The organism is Kluyvera fluvialis (assembly GCF_059725275.1).
The window spans coordinates 2,084,438-2,100,666 of the sequence record NZ_AP046142.1 but is presented as its reverse complement, the minus strand read 5'-3'; the positions used below and the strand labels follow the sequence as shown (position 1 = coordinate 2,100,666).

General features: G+C 52.2%; 12 protein-coding genes. 6 read left to right on the top strand and 6 right to left on the bottom strand.

Annotated elements, in window-relative coordinates; all coding sequences use genetic code 11:
- Positions 1-21: 21 nt before the first annotated feature.
- The gene (gene kdgR, locus AC6I4B_RS09980) at positions 22-813 is read right to left on the bottom strand and encodes a DNA-binding transcriptional regulator KdgR (RefSeq protein WP_497771371.1); all 792 of its coding nucleotides are present in this window, start codon (positions 811-813) and stop codon (positions 22-24) included.
- Between the two features lie 178 nt (positions 814-991).
- Between kdgR and AC6I4B_RS09975 the strand changes: the two genes are divergently transcribed.
- The gene (locus tag AC6I4B_RS09975; RefSeq protein ID WP_497771370.1) at positions 992-2,365 is read left to right on the top strand and encodes an MFS transporter; all 1,374 of its coding nucleotides are present in this window, start codon (positions 992-994) and stop codon (positions 2,363-2,365) included.
- 49 nt (positions 2,366-2,414) lie between these two features.
- On the opposite strand, the gene htpX is transcribed toward AC6I4B_RS09975, so the two are convergent.
- From htpX to AC6I4B_RS09955, 4 genes are all read right to left on the bottom strand, one after another.
- Positions 2,415-3,299, bottom strand: coding sequence for a protease HtpX (gene htpX / locus AC6I4B_RS09970; RefSeq protein WP_497771368.1), 885 nt, complete (start codon positions 3,297-3,299; stop codon positions 2,415-2,417).
- Positions 3,300-3,494: 195 nt separating this feature from the next.
- Positions 3,495-5,543 carry a carboxy terminal-processing peptidase gene (gene prc / locus AC6I4B_RS09965; protein ID WP_497771366.1) on the bottom strand — a complete coding sequence of 683 codons (2,049 nt, stop codon included), beginning with the start codon at positions 5,541-5,543 and terminating at the stop codon, positions 3,495-3,497.
- A 19-nt stretch (positions 5,544-5,562) separates the two neighbouring features.
- On the bottom strand, positions 5,563-6,255 hold the full coding sequence (gene proQ / locus AC6I4B_RS09960) for an RNA chaperone ProQ (protein WP_497771365.1): 693 nt from the start codon (positions 6,253-6,255) through the stop codon (positions 5,563-5,565).
- A 97-nt stretch (positions 6,256-6,352) separates the two neighbouring features.
- A complete protein-coding gene (locus tag AC6I4B_RS09955) occupies positions 6,353-6,850 on the bottom strand; it encodes a GAF domain-containing protein (protein WP_497771363.1) in 498 nt (165 codons plus the stop codon).
- A gap of 143 nt (positions 6,851-6,993) precedes the next feature.
- Between AC6I4B_RS09955 and yebS the strand changes: the two genes are divergently transcribed.
- The 4 genes from yebS (at position 6,994) to AC6I4B_RS09935 (ending at position 12,750) form a co-directional block, all read left to right on the top strand.
- Positions 6,994-8,277, top strand: coding sequence for a membrane integrity lipid transport subunit YebS (yebS, locus tag AC6I4B_RS09950; RefSeq protein ID WP_497771362.1), 1,284 nt, complete (start codon positions 6,994-6,996; stop codon positions 8,275-8,277).
- On the top strand, positions 8,246-10,879 hold the full coding sequence (locus AC6I4B_RS09945) for a PqiB family protein (RefSeq protein WP_497771360.1): 2,634 nt from the start codon (positions 8,246-8,248) through the stop codon (positions 10,877-10,879). Before yebS ends, AC6I4B_RS09945 begins: the two co-directional genes overlap by 32 nt.
- A gap of 78 nt (positions 10,880-10,957) precedes the next feature.
- Positions 10,958-12,397: a 16S rRNA (cytosine(1407)-C(5))-methyltransferase RsmF gene (gene rsmF, locus AC6I4B_RS09940; RefSeq protein WP_497771359.1), complete on the top strand. Its 1,440-nt coding sequence runs from the start codon at positions 10,958-10,960 to the stop codon at positions 12,395-12,397.
- Positions 12,398-12,510: 113 nt separating this feature from the next.
- Entirely contained in the window at positions 12,511-12,750 is a 240-nt protein-coding gene (locus tag AC6I4B_RS09935) for a YebV family protein (protein WP_497771357.1), read from the top strand.
- A gap of 34 nt (positions 12,751-12,784) precedes the next feature.
- On the opposite strand, the gene lpxP is transcribed toward AC6I4B_RS09935, so the two are convergent.
- Positions 12,785-13,720, bottom strand: a complete 936-nt coding sequence (gene lpxP / locus AC6I4B_RS09930) for a kdo(2)-lipid IV(A) palmitoleoyltransferase (RefSeq protein ID WP_497772092.1) — start codon at positions 13,718-13,720, stop codon at positions 12,785-12,787.
- Between the two features lie 664 nt (positions 13,721-14,384).
- Between lpxP and AC6I4B_RS09925 the strand changes: the two genes are divergently transcribed.
- Positions 14,385-15,845: an SH3 domain-containing protein gene (locus AC6I4B_RS09925; protein ID WP_497771356.1), complete on the top strand. Its 1,461-nt coding sequence runs from the start codon at positions 14,385-14,387 to the stop codon at positions 15,843-15,845.
- Positions 15,846-16,229 lie beyond the last annotated feature (384 nt).

Here is a 16,229-nt window from a genome sequence, read left to right as displayed (position 1 = left end):
ACCGGGCTTTTTGTATCAGGCTTAGAATGGGTAGTCGTTATAGCCCATTTGCTCTGAAATTTTACGCGCAGCCGTATGCAGCATCTCTACATACTCATTCAGGCGTTCTTCGGAGAAACGCAGCGTTGGGAAAGAGATACTCAAGCCCGCAATCACCACACCAAATCGGTCGAATACGGGTACGCCGATGCAGCGTAACCCCTCTTCCTGCTCTTCGTTATCTTCACCGTAACCCTGCTTACGAACCTGCTCCAGCACCGTTATCAGCTCATCAGTATTGGCAATGGTACGATCGGTACTGCATTTATACTCGACACCTTCGAGAATCTGACGCACTTCGTCAGTTTCGCGCCAGGCGAGCAGCACTTTACCGATTGCCGTACTGTACAGCGGGTTCCTGCGACCAACGCGGGAGTACATGCGCAGGTTATACATTGAGTCGATTTTATGGATATAGACAATGCTGTCTTCATCCAAAGCCCCCAGGTGAATCGTCTCTTTCGTCAGACGAGAGAGTTCACGCATCTGGATATCCGCGCTGCGGATTAAATCAACGTTTTGTAACGCACGAGCACCCAGCTCAAACAGCTTTAGCGTCAGTGAATACTTTTCGGACTCCCCTTCCTGGGCAACGTATCCCAATGACTTCATGGTTTGCAAAAAGCGATAAACGGTGCTTTTCGACATCATCACACGCTGCGAAAGTTCAGTAATACCAATTTCGCGTTCTTCGCCAAGTGCTTGCAGGATACCAAACACTTTTAGTACCGAAGAGACAGAATCTGGCTGTTTGTCCAAATCCGCTGCTGACATTTATCACCTCATCGCAACTGTTTTATAAATATTAGAACCGGTTTTTATTATAATTTCGCAATCCCTTCGTAGCAATGAAACTTCTGTGACCTGGTTACAAATCTTCGACATTCTAATGATTAATCAATGCTAGAATCATTTCTCAGTTAATAATTTCCTCAAAAACAAGTTTCGCTCCATGACAAAACCCCTGATTGATGGCCTGCCGATCCCTCAACGATACGGTGCCATTCTGACTATTGTGATTGGTATTACGATGGCGGTACTGGATGGTGCTATTGCCAACGTCGCACTGCCGACCATAGCCAGCGACCTGAACGCTTCACCCGCAGCCTCTATCTGGATAGTTAACGCCTATCAAATTGCTATTGTGATATCGCTGCTCACGCTCTCTTTTCTCGGCGACATGATTGGTTATCATCGCATCTATAAAGCCGGGCTTATCGTATTTACGCTGACATCGCTGCTGTGCGCGTTCTCGCACTCGCTGGAGATGCTGACGATTGCCCGCGTCGCCCAGGGTTTAGGGGGGGCTGCGCTGATGAGCGTGAACACTGCGCTAATACGGCTGATTTATCCGCAGCGCCAGCTCGGTCGAGGAATGGGGATCAACTCATTCGTGGTGGCCGTCTCTTCCGCCGCAGGGCCGACCATTGCCGCCGCGATCCTCTCGCTCGCCTCCTGGCAGTGGCTGTTTTTAATTAACGTACCGTTAGGTATTATTGCCTGGCTGTTGGCTGTGCGCTTCCTGCCCGCTAATGGCACACGCAGCCAGACGCAGCGTTTCGACTTACCTAGCGCTGTGATGAACGCATTAACCTTCGGTCTGTTAATCACCGCGCTCAGCAGTTTTGCTCAAGGGCAATCAATAACGCTGGTATTGGCAGAACTGGCGGCATTACTGGTAGTCGGCTTTTTTTTCGTGCGCCGCCAGTTGCATCTTCCCGTACCGCTGCTGCCGGTTGACCTGCTGCGTATTCCACTGTTTTCACTATCAATTTGTACCTCTATCTGTTCTTTCTGCGCCCAGATGCTGGCGATGGTATCGCTGCCCTTCTTCCTGCAAAGTATTGTGGGACGCAGCGAAGTGGAAACCGGTTTACTGTTAACGCCGTGGCCGTTGGCGACGATGGTGATGGCACCGTTGGCTGGTTATTTGATTGAACGCGTACACGCCGGGCTACTCGGGGCGATAGGGATGGGCGTCATGGCTTGTGGGCTGTTTGGGATGGCACTGCTGCCCTCATCGCCGAGCGATATCGATATCATCTGGCGTATGTTGCTATGTGGTGCGGGCTTTGGTCTGTTCCAGTCACCGAACAATCACACCATTATTGCATCCGCGCCGCGAAACCGTAGCGGTGGAGCCAGCGGGATGCTGGGCACGGCCAGGCTGCTTGGGCAAAGTACCGGTGCTGCACTGGTCGCGTTAATGTTTAATTTATTTGGCAACGGCGGCACACACGTTTCACTGTTGCTGGCCGGTTCGCTGGCGGTGGTGGCGATGGTGTTTAGCGGTCTGCGCATCACGCAGCCACGTGCACACAGCTAAACACAGCTAAACACAGCTAAAAAAAGCGCCTCAACTGAGGCGCTTTCGCTTATTTCATGTATTCGCCGCTACGCAGCGCTTCAATACGTTTATCTAACGGTGGGTGCGTCATGAACATTTCGCTCAGTGACTTCGATTTACCGTTAATGCAAAACGCCATCATGCTGCTGGCTTCCTGCGGTTCATAGCTGGTTTTCAGACGCTGCAACGCGGCAATCATCTTCTCGCGACCGACCAATTTAGCTGACCCGGCATCCGCATGGAATTCACGGTAACGCGAGAACCACATGGTGATAATGCTCGCCAGAATACCAAACACCAGTTCCAGCACCGTGGCTACCGCAAAGTAGATAAGCGGGTTGCCATTGCTGCTCTCTTCGCCATCATCACGGTTACCACCGAGGAAACCGGCAGCAATCTGCGCGATAACTCGCGAGATAAAGATAACAAAGGTGTTCACGATCCCCTGAATCAGCGTCATGGTAACCATGTCGCCGTTAGCGATATGGCTGATTTCATGGGCGATGACCGCTTCGGCTTCGTCACGGCTCATGTTCTGCAACAAACCGGTGCTGACTGCAACCAGCGAGGCATCACGGCGTGCACCGGTCGCAAACGCATTAATATCCGGCGCGTGATACAACGCCACCTGCGGCATGGCAATGCCCACCTGCTGGGACTGACGAGCCACGGTATTCAGCAGCCAACGTTCCTGCTCATTACGCGGTTGCTCAATCACTTCCCCACCGACAGATTTCAACGCCATCCATCTCGACATCATCAACGAGACAATGGAGCCACCAAAACCAAACAGCAGCGCCATAATCAACAGCCCAGTCATACTACTCGACTGAATTCCTGTCAGGCTAAGCACCAGCCCAAACACAACCATCACAGCAAGGTTGGTCAACAGGAAGAGCGCGATTCGCATCATAATTTACTTTTAACCTCTTCATAACAAAACGCACTATGCGATTACCCATATCGTAGGGGCAATCCGGCGATTTTCAACGATTACATTAGGCTAAGTCACGAGAAAGACACAACTTTACATTTTGTAGCATAGTTGTTGACGTGAAGACGAGAGAGCTAAAAAAAACAGGCACAATTGCTTGTGCCTGTTAGAGAGTTATTTGCTCACAGCGGGTTGCTCTGCGGGGCTGGCCTTCTCAAGCCGCGCCAAATCAATGGCGATATTAACCGTTTCGTCGAGGTACGGATCCGGTTCTTTGTAATCCTTCGGCAGGTCGTCCAGTTTCTTCAGTAGCGGCTTGCCTGCCCGTTTGTAGCGATCGTTGACGCGCGCAAGACGGGTAGCATCGTCCTCTTCGTTCTCTTTCTCACGCTGTGCGTAGTTCAGAGAAACAATACTGCGCTTATCCTTCAAAGCATTGAAGCGCGCAATATCTTTGGCGATGTACTGGAACTCTGGATCAGCCGCAATACGCTGACTATGCAGTTGCAACAGCTGAGGCTCGAACGGTTTCATGTCGCCAGACTTCACATAGGTGGCAGCATTAATGCTGTCCCACGGCAGTGCGTTGTCTTCAAACTTCTCACCGGTTTCTGTCTCTTCGCTCCCGGTTGGCATCATGATATCCGGCGTAACACCCTTACGCTGCGTACTGCCACCGTTGATACGGTAGAACTTCTGAATGGTGTACTGGACAGAGCCAAGCGCAGGCCATTCTGGGCGCAGCATCTGATCGTAAATGCGGTTCAGTGAGCGATACTGCTGCACTGTCCCTTTACCGAAGGTCGGCTCACCCACAATCAGCGCACGGCCATAGTCCTGCATCGCGGCAGCGAAGATTTCCGACGCCGAAGCACTGAAACGGTCTACCAGCACCACCAATGGGCCTTTGTAATAAACGACGCCATCGTTGTCACTGTCTTCACGCACTTTGCCGTTGTTATCACGAACCTGCACCACGGGGCCGGACGGAATAAACAGACCAGAAAGCGATACCGCTTCGGTCAGCGCGCCGCCGCCGTTACTGCGTAAGTCGATAATAACGCTGCTGACATTCTGTTTTTCCAGCTTCTGAAGCTGCACTTTCACATCTTCAGTCAGGCCCACATAGAAGCCAGGGATATCCAGCACGCCCACTTTTTCAGTGCCGACGGTTTTCACCGACATTTTCACCGCGCGGTCTTCAAGACGAATCCGCTCGCGGGTCAACGTGACGATACGGGTTTTCGCCCCCTTACCGGCTGGGAGCACTTCCAGGCGCACTTTGCTGCCCTTCGGCCCTTTAATCAGCGCGACGACGTCATCAAGACGCCAGCCGATAACATCCACCATGGCTTTGCCAGACTGACCGACACCAACAATGCGATCGCCAACGCTAATTGCCTTGCTTTTCGCCGCAGGGCCACCTGCCACCATCGAATTAATGACGGTATAGTCATCGTCCATTTGCAGCACCGCACCGATACCTTCCAGAGACAGGCTCATTTCGGTATTGAACTGTTCGGTGTTACGCGGGGAGAGATAGTTGGTGTGCGGATCAATTTCGCGAGCAAAAGAGGTCATTGCCAGCGAGAACACATCTTCACTATTGGTCTGCGCCAGGCGACGAATCGCGAATTTATAGCGTCGAGCCAGGGTGTCATGAATTTCTTTGTCGTCTTTGCCCGCCAGTTTCAGGCTAAGCTGATCGAATTTAACCTTAGCATCCCACAGAGCATTCAGCTCGGCCTGATCTTTTGGCCACGGCGCTTTGGTGCGGTCGAGGTTAAACGTATCATTGCCGGTGAAATTCATCGGGCGTTCAAGCACTTTCAGCGCATATTCGTAGCGTTCAAAGCGGCGTTTCTGCGCCAAATTGTAGAGATCGTAAAAGACGTCAAGCTTGCCCGAACGTAACTCATCGCCAATCTGCCCTTTTTTCGCTGAGAATTGCTCAACGTCGCCAGCCAACAGCACATTGTGGCTGTAGTCCAGCAGGTTCAGGTAGCGGTTGAAGATTTTAGCCGAAAAGGCCTGATCGAGATCGAACTGGCGGTAATGAGAACGGGTAAAGCGCGAGGTTACGCGCTCGCTCACCGTGGCGTGTTGCGTCTCTTCCTTTAAAACAGGAAGTTGATCAACACGGGTTATGTTTTCCACCGCTACGGCCTGGCCTGTTAATAACAACAAGCCAGCAAGCGCGGAGAGCCTAAAAAATGTGTTCATGCCTGGCTCGGCCTCCGTTTCAGAACACCAAGTGTTCTGCGCGTACAATCATTGACATACCAGAAGTAAGCTGAACGCGAACGCCGTCTTTGGTGATTTCCAAAATGGTTGCATCCATCGCGCTGTTGCCTGCTTTAACTTTCAGCGATTGACCAACGCTCAGTGCAGACAAATCGGATACCGGCGTATGCTTTTCTTCACGCACTTCACGTACGGCTTTCGCTGCTGGCTTCGCAGTAGCGGCACGTGGTTTACGCTCAGCACCTTCTTTGCGACGCACTGGAGGACGAGGTTTACGCTCACGACGTGGCGCATCTCCTTGTTCGCCCGCAGCAGCAGCCGCTTCGCGTTTTTTAGCCTGCTGTTCAGCGCGCTGCGCTTGAACACGGGCTTTGGCTTCTTCAAGCTGCTGACGCGCGTGCGCCACGTGCTGCTCATCCAGTTCACCGCAAGGATTACCGTCGAGATCGACACGTACTGCACCTGGTTTGATACCGTACAGGTAGCGCCAGCTTGAAGTATAAAGACGTAATGCGGAACGCAGTTGAGTTTTGCTGAGGTTCATTTCCCCTTCAACACGCTCGACGAGATCCTGAAAAATACCGACTTTCAGGGGGCGAGCCTCACCTTCCGCGCTAAAGCACTGCGGAAAACGTTCGGCCAGAAATGCGATAACTTCTTTACTGCTGTTCAACTTAGGTTGATTTTCCATGAAATTTCCTGATTACAACGGACGTAGCCAACAAGCCGCAGGCATGAACAGGCGACATTATAATGACGCCATCGCTAAATGCTACGTTATCCGTTGATTATCCTGCGACGGTTGCAAAGAATTTTTGATAATCGGTGGCTTCAAGCACTTTTTGAAGGTGCACGACCAGTTCAGTTAAGCCCTGTTCGTCTTCTTCGCTAAAGCGCGAGAACACCGTGCTGTCGATATCCAACACACCAATAACCTGATTATTGACCTGCAATGGCAGGACAATTTCTGAATTACTGGCAGCGTCGCAGGCGATATGACCATCAAATGCATGAACATCTTCAACGCGCTGTACGCGATTTTGCGCAACAGCAGTACCGCAGACGCCACGACCAACCGGGATACGCACGCAGGCAATTTTGCCCTGGAACGGCCCCAGAACCAGCGTATCGCCTTCCAACAGATAAAAACCGGCCCAGTTCACATCAGACAGGCGCTCGTATAACAGCGCGCTGGTATTAGAAATTACCGCTAAAAAACTTGTTTCACCTGCCATCAATGCCTGAAAATCACGGTTAAGATCCGTGTAAAACTCTGTTTTGGTCATTATTCAATCACTATTGTTTACAATGTTACTGATACGTTACTTCCTCTAGCGCCTTATAAAATACGCATTAAGTGCGCTCATGCTCAAGATGAATCCGTACTTAGGTTAAGATAGAGTTATACATTCATTTATCAATGTAATAAATGGCACTTAAAACATCACATATAACGCCGACGAAAAAAATACGCATTCAGACCGTTAGCACACCGTTGCCAGGGGCACATTATCAACGTTGCCCCCAGTGCGATATGCTTTTTCGGTTACCGGTCGTAAAATCATCGCAGTGCGCTTACTGCCCTCGCTGCAACGCCAAAGTGCGTGATGGCCGCGATTGGTCATTAACGCGCCTGGGCGCAATGGCAATCGCCATGTTACTGCTTATGCCTTTCGCCTGGAGCGAGCCGTTGCTACGTCTGCACCTGCTCGGGGTGCGTATTGATGCTGACCTGTTACAGGGTATCTGGCAGATGACCGATCGTGGCGACCCCATCACCGCAGCCATGGTCTTCTTCTGCACCGTCGCCGCACCTGCGGTACTGGTGATAGCTATCGCCTATCTGTGGCTAGGAAACATTCTAGGGATGAATCTCCGCCCTGTCCTGCTGATGCTCGATAAACTCAAAGAGTGGGTGATGCTGGATATCTACCTTGTGGGTATCGCTGTCGCCTCTATCAAAGTGCAGGATTACGCGTTTCTCCAGCCAGGAATTGGCCTGCTGGCGTTTATTTCGCTGGTCGTACTCAGCATTCTGACGTTAATTCACCTGAACGTAGAACAACTGTGGGAGCGTTTTTATCCGCAGCGCCCCGCCACGCGCCCGGACGCTGAGTTACGCGTTTGCCTGAACTGCCACCACACCGGTTTTACCGATGCACGCGGGCGCTGCCACCGCTGTCATACCCCTCTGCGCTACCGCCGTCGGCAAAGTCTGCAAAAAAGTTGGGCGGCGCTGGTGAGTTCGATTGTGTTCCTCATCCCCGCCAATCTGCTGCCTATTTCGATTATTTACGTCAACGGCGGGCGGCAGGAAGACACCATTATGTCGGGGATTATGTCGCTGGCTAACAGCAATGTCGCCGTGGCTGCGGTGGTGTTTTTTGCCAGTATCCTGGTGCCATTCACTAAAGTTCTGGTGCTACTGACGTTATTGATTAGTATTCACTTCAAGTGCCAGCAAGGTTTACGCGCGCGCATTTTAATGTTGCGTTTTGTCACCTGGATTGGCCGCTGGTCAATGCTGGATCTGTTTGTCATTTCATTAACCATGTCGCTCATTAATCGCGATCAGCTTCTCGCTTTCACGATGGGCCCCGCTGCGTTTTATTTTGGCGCGGCGGTAATATTAACTATCCTTGCTGTTGAATGGCTGGACAGCCGCTTACTTTGGGACGCACATGAGTCAGGAAACGCCCGCCTCACCGACTGAGGCGCGAATTAAAACAAAACGTCGCATTTCACCGTTCTGGCTTTTACCAGTTATCGCTTTACTGATTGCTGGCTGGCTTATCTGGAACAGTTATGAAGATCGCGGCACAACCATTACCATCGATTTTATGTCGGCGGACGGTATTGTTCCCGGACGCACGCCAGTCCGTTTCCAGGGTGTGGAGGTCGGTACGGTGCAGGATATCCGCCTCGCCCGGGACCGCAGCAAAATTGAGGTCCGCGCGAGTATTAAAAGCGACATGGAAGACGCCCTACGTTCCGACACGCAGTTCTGGCTGGTAACGCCGAAGGCCTCGCTGGCTGGGGTTTCAGGATTGGATGCGCTAGTCGGTGGTAACTATATCGGCATGATGCCGGGCAAAGGCGAGCCAAGCGAACACTTCACCGCGCTGGACACGCAGCCCAAATACCGGCTCAACAACGGCGAGCTGATGATTCACCTCCATGCGCCCGATCTCGGCTCGCTCAACAGCGGGTCGCTGGTCTATTTCCGCAAAATTCCGGTCGGTCGCGTGTATGACTACGCCATCAATCCGAACAATCAGGGCGTGACCATCGACGTATTGATTGAGCGGCGTTTCACTAACCTGGTGAAAAAAGGCAGCCGTTTCTGGAACGTATCCGGGATAAAAGCCGACGTTGCGCTCAGCGGTGCGAAAGTGCAATTAGAAAGCCTAGCGGCATTGGTGAATGGCGCGATTGCCTTTGACTCGCCGCCAGACTCGAAAACCGCCGCGCAGAATGATGAGTTCGGCCTGTATGAAGACCTCGCCCACAGCCAGCGCGGGGTTATCGTTCAGTTGCAATTACCTAGCGGTGATGGGTTGAAAGCTGGTTCAACTTCCATGCTATATCAAGGGCTGGAAGTGGGTCAGTTGACCAAATTAACTCTTAACCCGGACAGCTCCGTCACCGGTGAAATGACCGTTGACCCCAGTGTGGTTTCGCTGCTGCGCACCAATACCCGAATTGAACTGCATCAACCGAAGTTGTCGCTGGATAACCCGAATCTCAGCATGTTACTGACCGGCAGCACCTTTGAACTAGTGCCCGGCGACGGTGAACCTAAAGACCGTTTCACGGTGCTGGCTTCCGACAAAACCTTGCTGCAACAACCCGGCGTGATGACACTGACGCTCACCGCACCAGAGAGCTACGGTATTGAAGGTGGGCAGCCAATTATGCTGCATGGAGTGAAAATCGGCCAAGTGCTGGAACGAACGCTGAGCGCCAAAGGCGTGAGTTTTGCGATTGCCATTGACCCGCAGTATCGCGATCTGGTGCACGGCGACAGCAAGTTTGTGGTCAACAGCAAAATGGATGTGAAAGTCGGTATTGATGGCGTTGAGTTCCTTGGCGCCAGCGCTAACGAGTGGCTGAGCGGCGGCATTCGCATTCTGCCAGGCGAAAAAGGAGCCATGAAAGAGAGCTATCCGCTGTACGCCAATATCGAGAAAGCGCAGGAAAACAGCCTGAGCGACTTCCCCACCACCACACTGGTGCTCAGCGCGGAAACACTGCCGGATATCCAGAGTGGTTCCGTGGTGTTATATCGCAAATTTGAAGTGGGTGAAGTGACCTCTGTTCAACCTCGGGCTAACGCTTTTGACATTGCGGTACACATTAAGCCGGAGTACCGCTCGCTGCTGACGCCAAACAGCGTGTTCTGGGCCGAAGGCGGCGCGAAAGTGCAGCTAAACGGCAGTGGCCTGACGGTGCAGGCATCGCCGCTGTCGCGAGCGCTGAAAGGCGCGGTCAGCTTTGACAACATTAACCAGGCGAGCGCGGGCAATCGCAAGGGTGATAAACGGGTGTTATTCCCATCAGAAACTGCAGCTCGTGCGGTCGGTGGGCAAATTACTCTGCACGCTTTCGATGCCGATAAACTGGCAGCGGGTATGCCAATTCGCTACCTGGGGATTGATATTGGGCAAATTCAAAGCCTGGCGCTGAACGCGTCTCGCAACGAAGTCCAGGCCAGCGCAGTGCTCTACCCGGAATATGTGAATACCTTTGCTCGCCGTGGGACGCGCTTCTCGGTTATCACCCCGCAAATTTCTGCTGCGGGCGTAGAACATCTTGATACGCTGCTGCAACCGTACGTCAACGTTGAACCCGGGCACGGCGACCTGCGCCGTGACTTTGAGTTGCAAGAGGCGACGATCGCCGATTCTCGCTACCTCAACGGCCTGAATGTCGTGGTTGAAGCGCCAGAGGCTGGCTCACTGAGCATTGGTACGCCGGTGCTGTTCCGTGGTATTGAAGTGGGCACCGTCACCGGTCTGCACCTGGGCAGCCTGTCAGACCGCGTAATGGTGGAATTGCGGATCGGTCAGCGCTACCAGCACCTGCTGCGCAATAACTCGGTGTTCTGGCTAGCCTCCGGCTACAGCCTCGACTTTGGCCTGGTAGGTGGTGTGGTGAAAACCGGTACATTTAACCAGTTCATTCGCGGCGGTATTGCATTCGCGACACCGCCGGGCACGCCGTTAGCGCCAAAAGCCCAGGAAGGCAAACACTTCCTGCTGCTGGAGTCTGAACCCAAAGAATGGCGTGAATGGGGCACTGCCCTGCCACGTTAACCCACAACGCGCCGGTGTCCGTCACCGGCGCGTTTTATGGTAGACTGCGCGCTCTTTATCTCCTTGTGGTATTCGCCAGTGGCTCAAAACTCTGTCTATTTTCCCGATGAATTCCTTGCGCAAATGCGTGAGGCCATGCCTGCTCACCTCTCTTTTGAAGCGTTCATTGATGCCTGCCAACGCCCGTTGCGCCGGAGTATTCGCGTCAACACGCTGAAAATTACGGTTGAAGATTTCCTGGCGCTGGTTGCGCCTTATGGCTGGCAGTTAACGCCCATTCCCTGGTGTGCGGAAGGTTTCTGGATTGAACGAGATGACGAAGAGGCATTGCCGCTGGGCAGTACCGCAGAACATTTAAGCGGCCTGTTTTATATTCAGGAAGCCAGCTCCATGCTGCCTGTCGCTGCTCTGTTTGCCCACGGCTTGCAACCTCAGCGGGTCATGGACGTGGCCGCAGCACCTGGGTCAAAAACCACGCAAATCGCCGCCCGAATGGGCAATCGTGGAATGCTGCTGGCGAACGAGTTTTCCGCCAGTCGCGTGAAAGTGCTCCACGCCAACATCAGCCGTTGCGGCCTTACCAATACCGCCCTGACCCACTTTGATGGCCGGGTGTTTGGCGCGGCGCTGCCAGAATGTTTCGACGCTATTTTGCTCGACGCCCCTTGCTCCGGCGAAGGCGTGGTACGCAAAGACCCTGACGCCCTGAAAAACTGGTCGCTCGCCAGTAATCAGGACATCGCCAGCACCCAACGAGAACTTATCGATAGCGCGTTTCATGCGCTACGCCCAGGCGGTACGCTGGTGTATTCCACCTGCACGTTGAACCGCGATGAAAACGAAGCGGTGATTGCCTGGCTGCTGGAGCGCTATCCTGACGCCGTTGAAATCACCCCGCTGGGTGATTTATTCCCGACGGCGGAACAGGCGCTAACGGCAGAAGGTTTCCTGCACGTGTTCCCTCAGATTTATGACTGTGAAGGTTTTTTTGTCGCCCGGCTGCACAAAACAGCAGCCATCCCGCCACTACCCGCACCGGGTTACAAAGTGGGCAAATTCCCGTTTTCGCCGATGAAAACCCGTGAGTCGACCACCGTGGTTAGCGCCGCCCGCAGTGTGGGTATTGAATGGGATGACGCGCTAACGCTGTGGCAGCGCGACAAAGAAATCTGGCTGTTCCCGACAGAAATAGAGCCTCTATTGGGCAAAGTGCGTTTCTCACGCATTGGTATCAAGCTTGCCGAGACGCATAACAAAGGCTTCCGCTGGCAGCATGAAGCGGTTATTGCGCTGGCGAATGTCGAAACACTGGGGCATGAACTCACGCTCGACGACGCGCAGGAGTGGTATCGCGGGCGCGATGTTTATCCGCAACAGCCACCAGCACACGATGATGTAATTGTCACCTTCCAGGGCTTCCCGTTGGGGCTTGCGAAACGCATTAACTCACGGTTGAAAAACAGCTATCCGCGAGAATTAGTGCGTGACGGAAAGCTGTTTGCCAGCAGGTCAGAATAGCACGCCTAAAAAGCGCACGTTTTTACTGGCAGAATCCTCTACGTTGACTACGCTGAAATAAGTACGGCCAAACTGGTCGTACCACACAACTCAGCAGATTAACGGAGATCATTATGAGTAAAACCAGCGTACGCATCGGCGCATTCGAAATTGATGATGCCGTGCTGCACCCGGAGCAGCACGGCGAGCGAACGTTAAGCATTCCCTGTAAATCCGATCCTGACTTATGTATGCAGCTCGATGCCTGGGACGCCGATACCAGCATTCCGGCCCTTCTTGATGGCGAACGTAATGTTCTCTATCGCAAACATTACGACCAACGTTCTGACGCCTGGGTTATGCGCCTTGTTTAACCCAAAAAGAACCCGCCTACAGGCGGGTTATTTATTATTTAGCATGTGGTATCACTTTATATAACGAGGCTTCTCCCCGAGGCCGGGTTTTAAACCGACGATGCACCCACAGATATTGCTCTGGCGCACGTAAAATCTCGCGTTCAATAATCTTATTCATATAGCTTGCGGCGGTAACTTCATCGCCACAAGGATAATCGGTCATCGCTTTGCTGATGTGCAAGGTATAACCCCGCTTATTACATTTACGCACCATCGTCACGGTCAGCATGGCTGCGCCGGACAACCGTGACAGCACATTCGTACCGTTGGTGGTTGCCGCTTCACTGACGGAAAAGAACGGCGCAAAGACACTGCCTTTCGGGCCGTAGTCTTGATCCGGTGCGAACCAAACGGCTTCACCCGCTTTCAATGCCTGCACCAGACCACGCAGGTTGCGGCGGTCAATCATTGCTTTATTGGAACGCAAACGCCCGGTGGTTTGAACCCACTCCATCAGCGGATCGTTATGTGGGCGATAGGTTGCCATCATTGGACGACACAGACCCATTGCGCGGCCGCCTAATTCCAGCGACATAAAATGGACGCCCACCACCATCACGCCGCGCTGCTGTTGCAGCGCTTCTGTCAGGTTGGCGTAGCCTTCAACATCAAACCATTTGCGTACTCGCGCATCGCTCCAAAACCAGGCCATGCCGGTTTCGATAAGCCCCATGCCGAGCGACATAAAGTTTTGTTCGATGAGTTTTTCCCGCTCAGCCGCATCCATCTTCGGGAAACAGAGTTCAATATTGCGTGTAGCAATTTGCTCACGACGTTTTAAGAAACGGCGCGAGGCTTTACCAACGGAAGTACCAAGTTTATGCAATACAGGATAGGGAAGCTGTACCACCAGCCATAAGAGCGCGAGCGCGAACCACTTCAGCCCATTACGTGGGTGAAGCAAGCGGAAATCGAAATTTTTGAACATCATCTTTTCCAGTAACGTGGAGCACGGGTAACGCGTAAGGAAAAAACGATTCCGTTCATCTGTCTTTATGCGGTACGTATAAGTGTTCGACAGTTCTACGTTCGACAAATTCACTGCCCGACGTTTATTTACAAAACGGTACAAAGACAGAAAAAGGCGTGGCGTGGCAGGCTGTGGCTAAACTCGCCGCGATCATGCGCCTTTTCTCTATAAAAAAATAGATCTTTTTATTACCCTAAACGAAAATTTTCTGTTATTGCTGTACATTATTATAATTAGCAACATATTTATTATGTGAATATAATTCCGTAAAAACGCCCAGTCCCCCGCGCAGCCCCTCTATTTTTCCGAAAACAATCGCTGGATAGACAGCTCGATACGCCTGTGTGCAGTTGTCAATCTTCCGCGTACCGGCCTTCAGTGCGCACTAACCAACGCTGTCAAATACAGCCATCAACTGATTTATGGTCGCCTTGCTGGTGGGTATCGTGCCCAATCACCACGGGCAGGTATGGCTCAAAAATACCGTCTCGCTGGTCGCAAACAGAAAAGCGTCAACCGAAAACAGAAAATGTTGGATGCGTCGTTTCTGCAATACATACGCCCGAAACCGGGTATCGGTGTGCTATGGGCTGAGTAACAAAGCCATTATCGGAGAGACTGTATGAAACCAATCCCAATACCAGAAGGAATAAAGCCCTTTTTCCTGATTGCCCCCTTGCTACTCGCGGCGTGTCACTCTGTTCCGTCCGGTCATGAGTTAAACGACACCGCTGCCGCAGGTCAGGCGTCGGCAGACTATATCGACCCAACCAAATCGTTATTCCCGCTGGATAAATACCCGCAGTTAGTCGATAAATGGCTCCCTCCCGGCCCGGATATGCTCTTCCCTGTGATGGATGCTGTCGTGCAGCAACGCTATTTTACCGAACTGAAATCCCACTATTTTGGGATGGGACCCAACGATAAGTCCCCCTGGAACCCAAACTACATTTCATCAGTTCTGAGTAAGGGAGTAGAAAGTGCCCGTGATGCCGGTATCAAAAGGTATCTTAAGGAGCAAAGTGTCTCCTGGGGTGAAAACTTCCGCGTTCACTCGGAACGCTGGAAGCTAGAAATAAGAGATAACGCGACTACCGCTATTGATCATGTTTACCACGCTTCGGGACGAGGGATTGCCGTCAGGGAAACGCTGGTCAGGGTGCTTCCGACTATCGATCCCGCTTACGACGATCCCCGTCACGCCGGGCAGGGATACCCTTTTGACAATTTACAGGAATCTTCTGTTCGCCCCGGCACTCCCGTATACGTGCTGGCAGATAGCCGTGACAAACGCTGGAAATACATTTTATCCCCTACCGTCACCGGGTGGGTGCAAAGCGAAGATATCGCTGGCGCGGATCAGCCGTTCGTGACCAAATGGCTGGCGCTGGCTGGTAAAAATCTCGGCGCATTTATCGAAGATTCCGTTTCCGTCCAGGGAAGCGGGCAGTATTATTTTACGGCTCGCCCCGGTACGCTTTTACCCTTCACGAAAAAAACTTCCGGCTTTTTTGAGGTTGCAGTACCAGTACGTAAAAGTGATGGTCGCGCACAGATTGACCAGGCACAGCTAGACGAAGGCTCCTTTGTCGCCATGCCGTGGAAAATGACACCTAAAAATATTGCTACGCTGATGCGGTCGATGAGCGGTAAACCGTATGGCTGGGGTAATTATAATTTCTATAATGACTGTTCTAGTGAAATACGCAGTCTAATGATGCCTTTTGGCATCCTTCTTCCTAGAAATTCGGCGGCACAAATACAGGCCGCAACCCGGATTGTCGATCTCAGTAAGGAAGATACCGAGGAACGGCTACGTTATCTAACTGCACACGGCAGGCCGTTTACCACGCTCGTCTACATTAAAGGGCATATCATGCTGTACATCGGTAATACGGTCATTAACGGTCAGACCGTACCGATGACCTACCAGAATGTATGGGGGCTACGCCCGGCCGATGCCAACAGCCGGAGTATTATTGGCGAATCGGTATTCTTCCCGCTACTAGCCACTTACCCGGAGAAGCCGGAGCTACAGTCACTGGCTGCTAAAGAGCAATTTAAGCTAGGATTTATTGAATAGCGGGCCAGCACCACGCGCTTGAGCCAGCCGTTTGTGGGTTCAAGCGCACTCACGAAATTTCCGTCATGGCCCATATGGGTTTGATGAAAATAGCAATATAGCCAAACACGCCGCCGTCAACACACAAAATTTTAACAATAACGCAAATTTATCTGGACGCACGTAGTGCGGAGTATGGTATGGTTTAGCGACGATATGGATGTTTCGGCGGATTTTCGGGGAAGTTAGTGTGATAACCGAAATACCCCATAGAATTGCATAGATAAAAAGAGACCGAATACGAGTCCTGTATTCGGTCCAGGGAAATGGCTCTTGGGAGAGAGCCGTGCGCTAAAAGTTGGCATTAATGCAGGCTAAGTCGCCTTGCTTTATAAGAATAGATGA

Excerpts from the sequence above, each read along its gene's own strand:
- kdgR (WP_497771371.1), bottom strand. The coding sequence starts at position 813 with ATGTCAGCAGCGGATTTGGACAAACAGCCAGATTCTGTCTCTTCGGTA.
- AC6I4B_RS09975 (WP_497771370.1), top strand. The coding sequence starts at position 992 with ATGACAAAACCCCTGATTGATGGCCTGCCGATCCCTCAACGATACGGT.
- htpX (WP_497771368.1), bottom strand. The coding sequence starts at position 3,299 with ATGATGCGAATCGCGCTCTTCCTGTTGACCAACCTTGCTGTGATGGTT.
- prc (WP_497771366.1), bottom strand. The coding sequence starts at position 5,543 with ATGAACACATTTTTTAGGCTCTCCGCGCTTGCTGGCTTGTTGTTATTA.
- proQ (WP_497771365.1), bottom strand. The coding sequence starts at position 6,255 with ATGGAAAATCAACCTAAGTTGAACAGCAGTAAAGAAGTTATCGCATTT.
- AC6I4B_RS09955 (WP_497771363.1), bottom strand. The coding sequence starts at position 6,850 with ATGACCAAAACAGAGTTTTACACGGATCTTAACCGTGATTTTCAGGCA.
- yebS (WP_497771362.1), top strand. The coding sequence starts at position 6,994 with ATGGCACTTAAAACATCACATATAACGCCGACGAAAAAAATACGCATT.
- AC6I4B_RS09945 (WP_497771360.1), top strand. The coding sequence starts at position 8,246 with ATGAGTCAGGAAACGCCCGCCTCACCGACTGAGGCGCGAATTAAAACA.
- AC6I4B_RS09935 (WP_497771357.1), top strand. The coding sequence starts at position 12,511 with ATGAGTAAAACCAGCGTACGCATCGGCGCATTCGAAATTGATGATGCC.
- lpxP (WP_497772092.1), bottom strand. The coding sequence starts at position 13,720 with ATGTTCAAAAATTTCGATTTCCGCTTGCTTCACCCACGTAATGGGCTG.
- AC6I4B_RS09925 (WP_497771356.1), top strand. The coding sequence starts at position 14,385 with ATGAAACCAATCCCAATACCAGAAGGAATAAAGCCCTTTTTCCTGATT.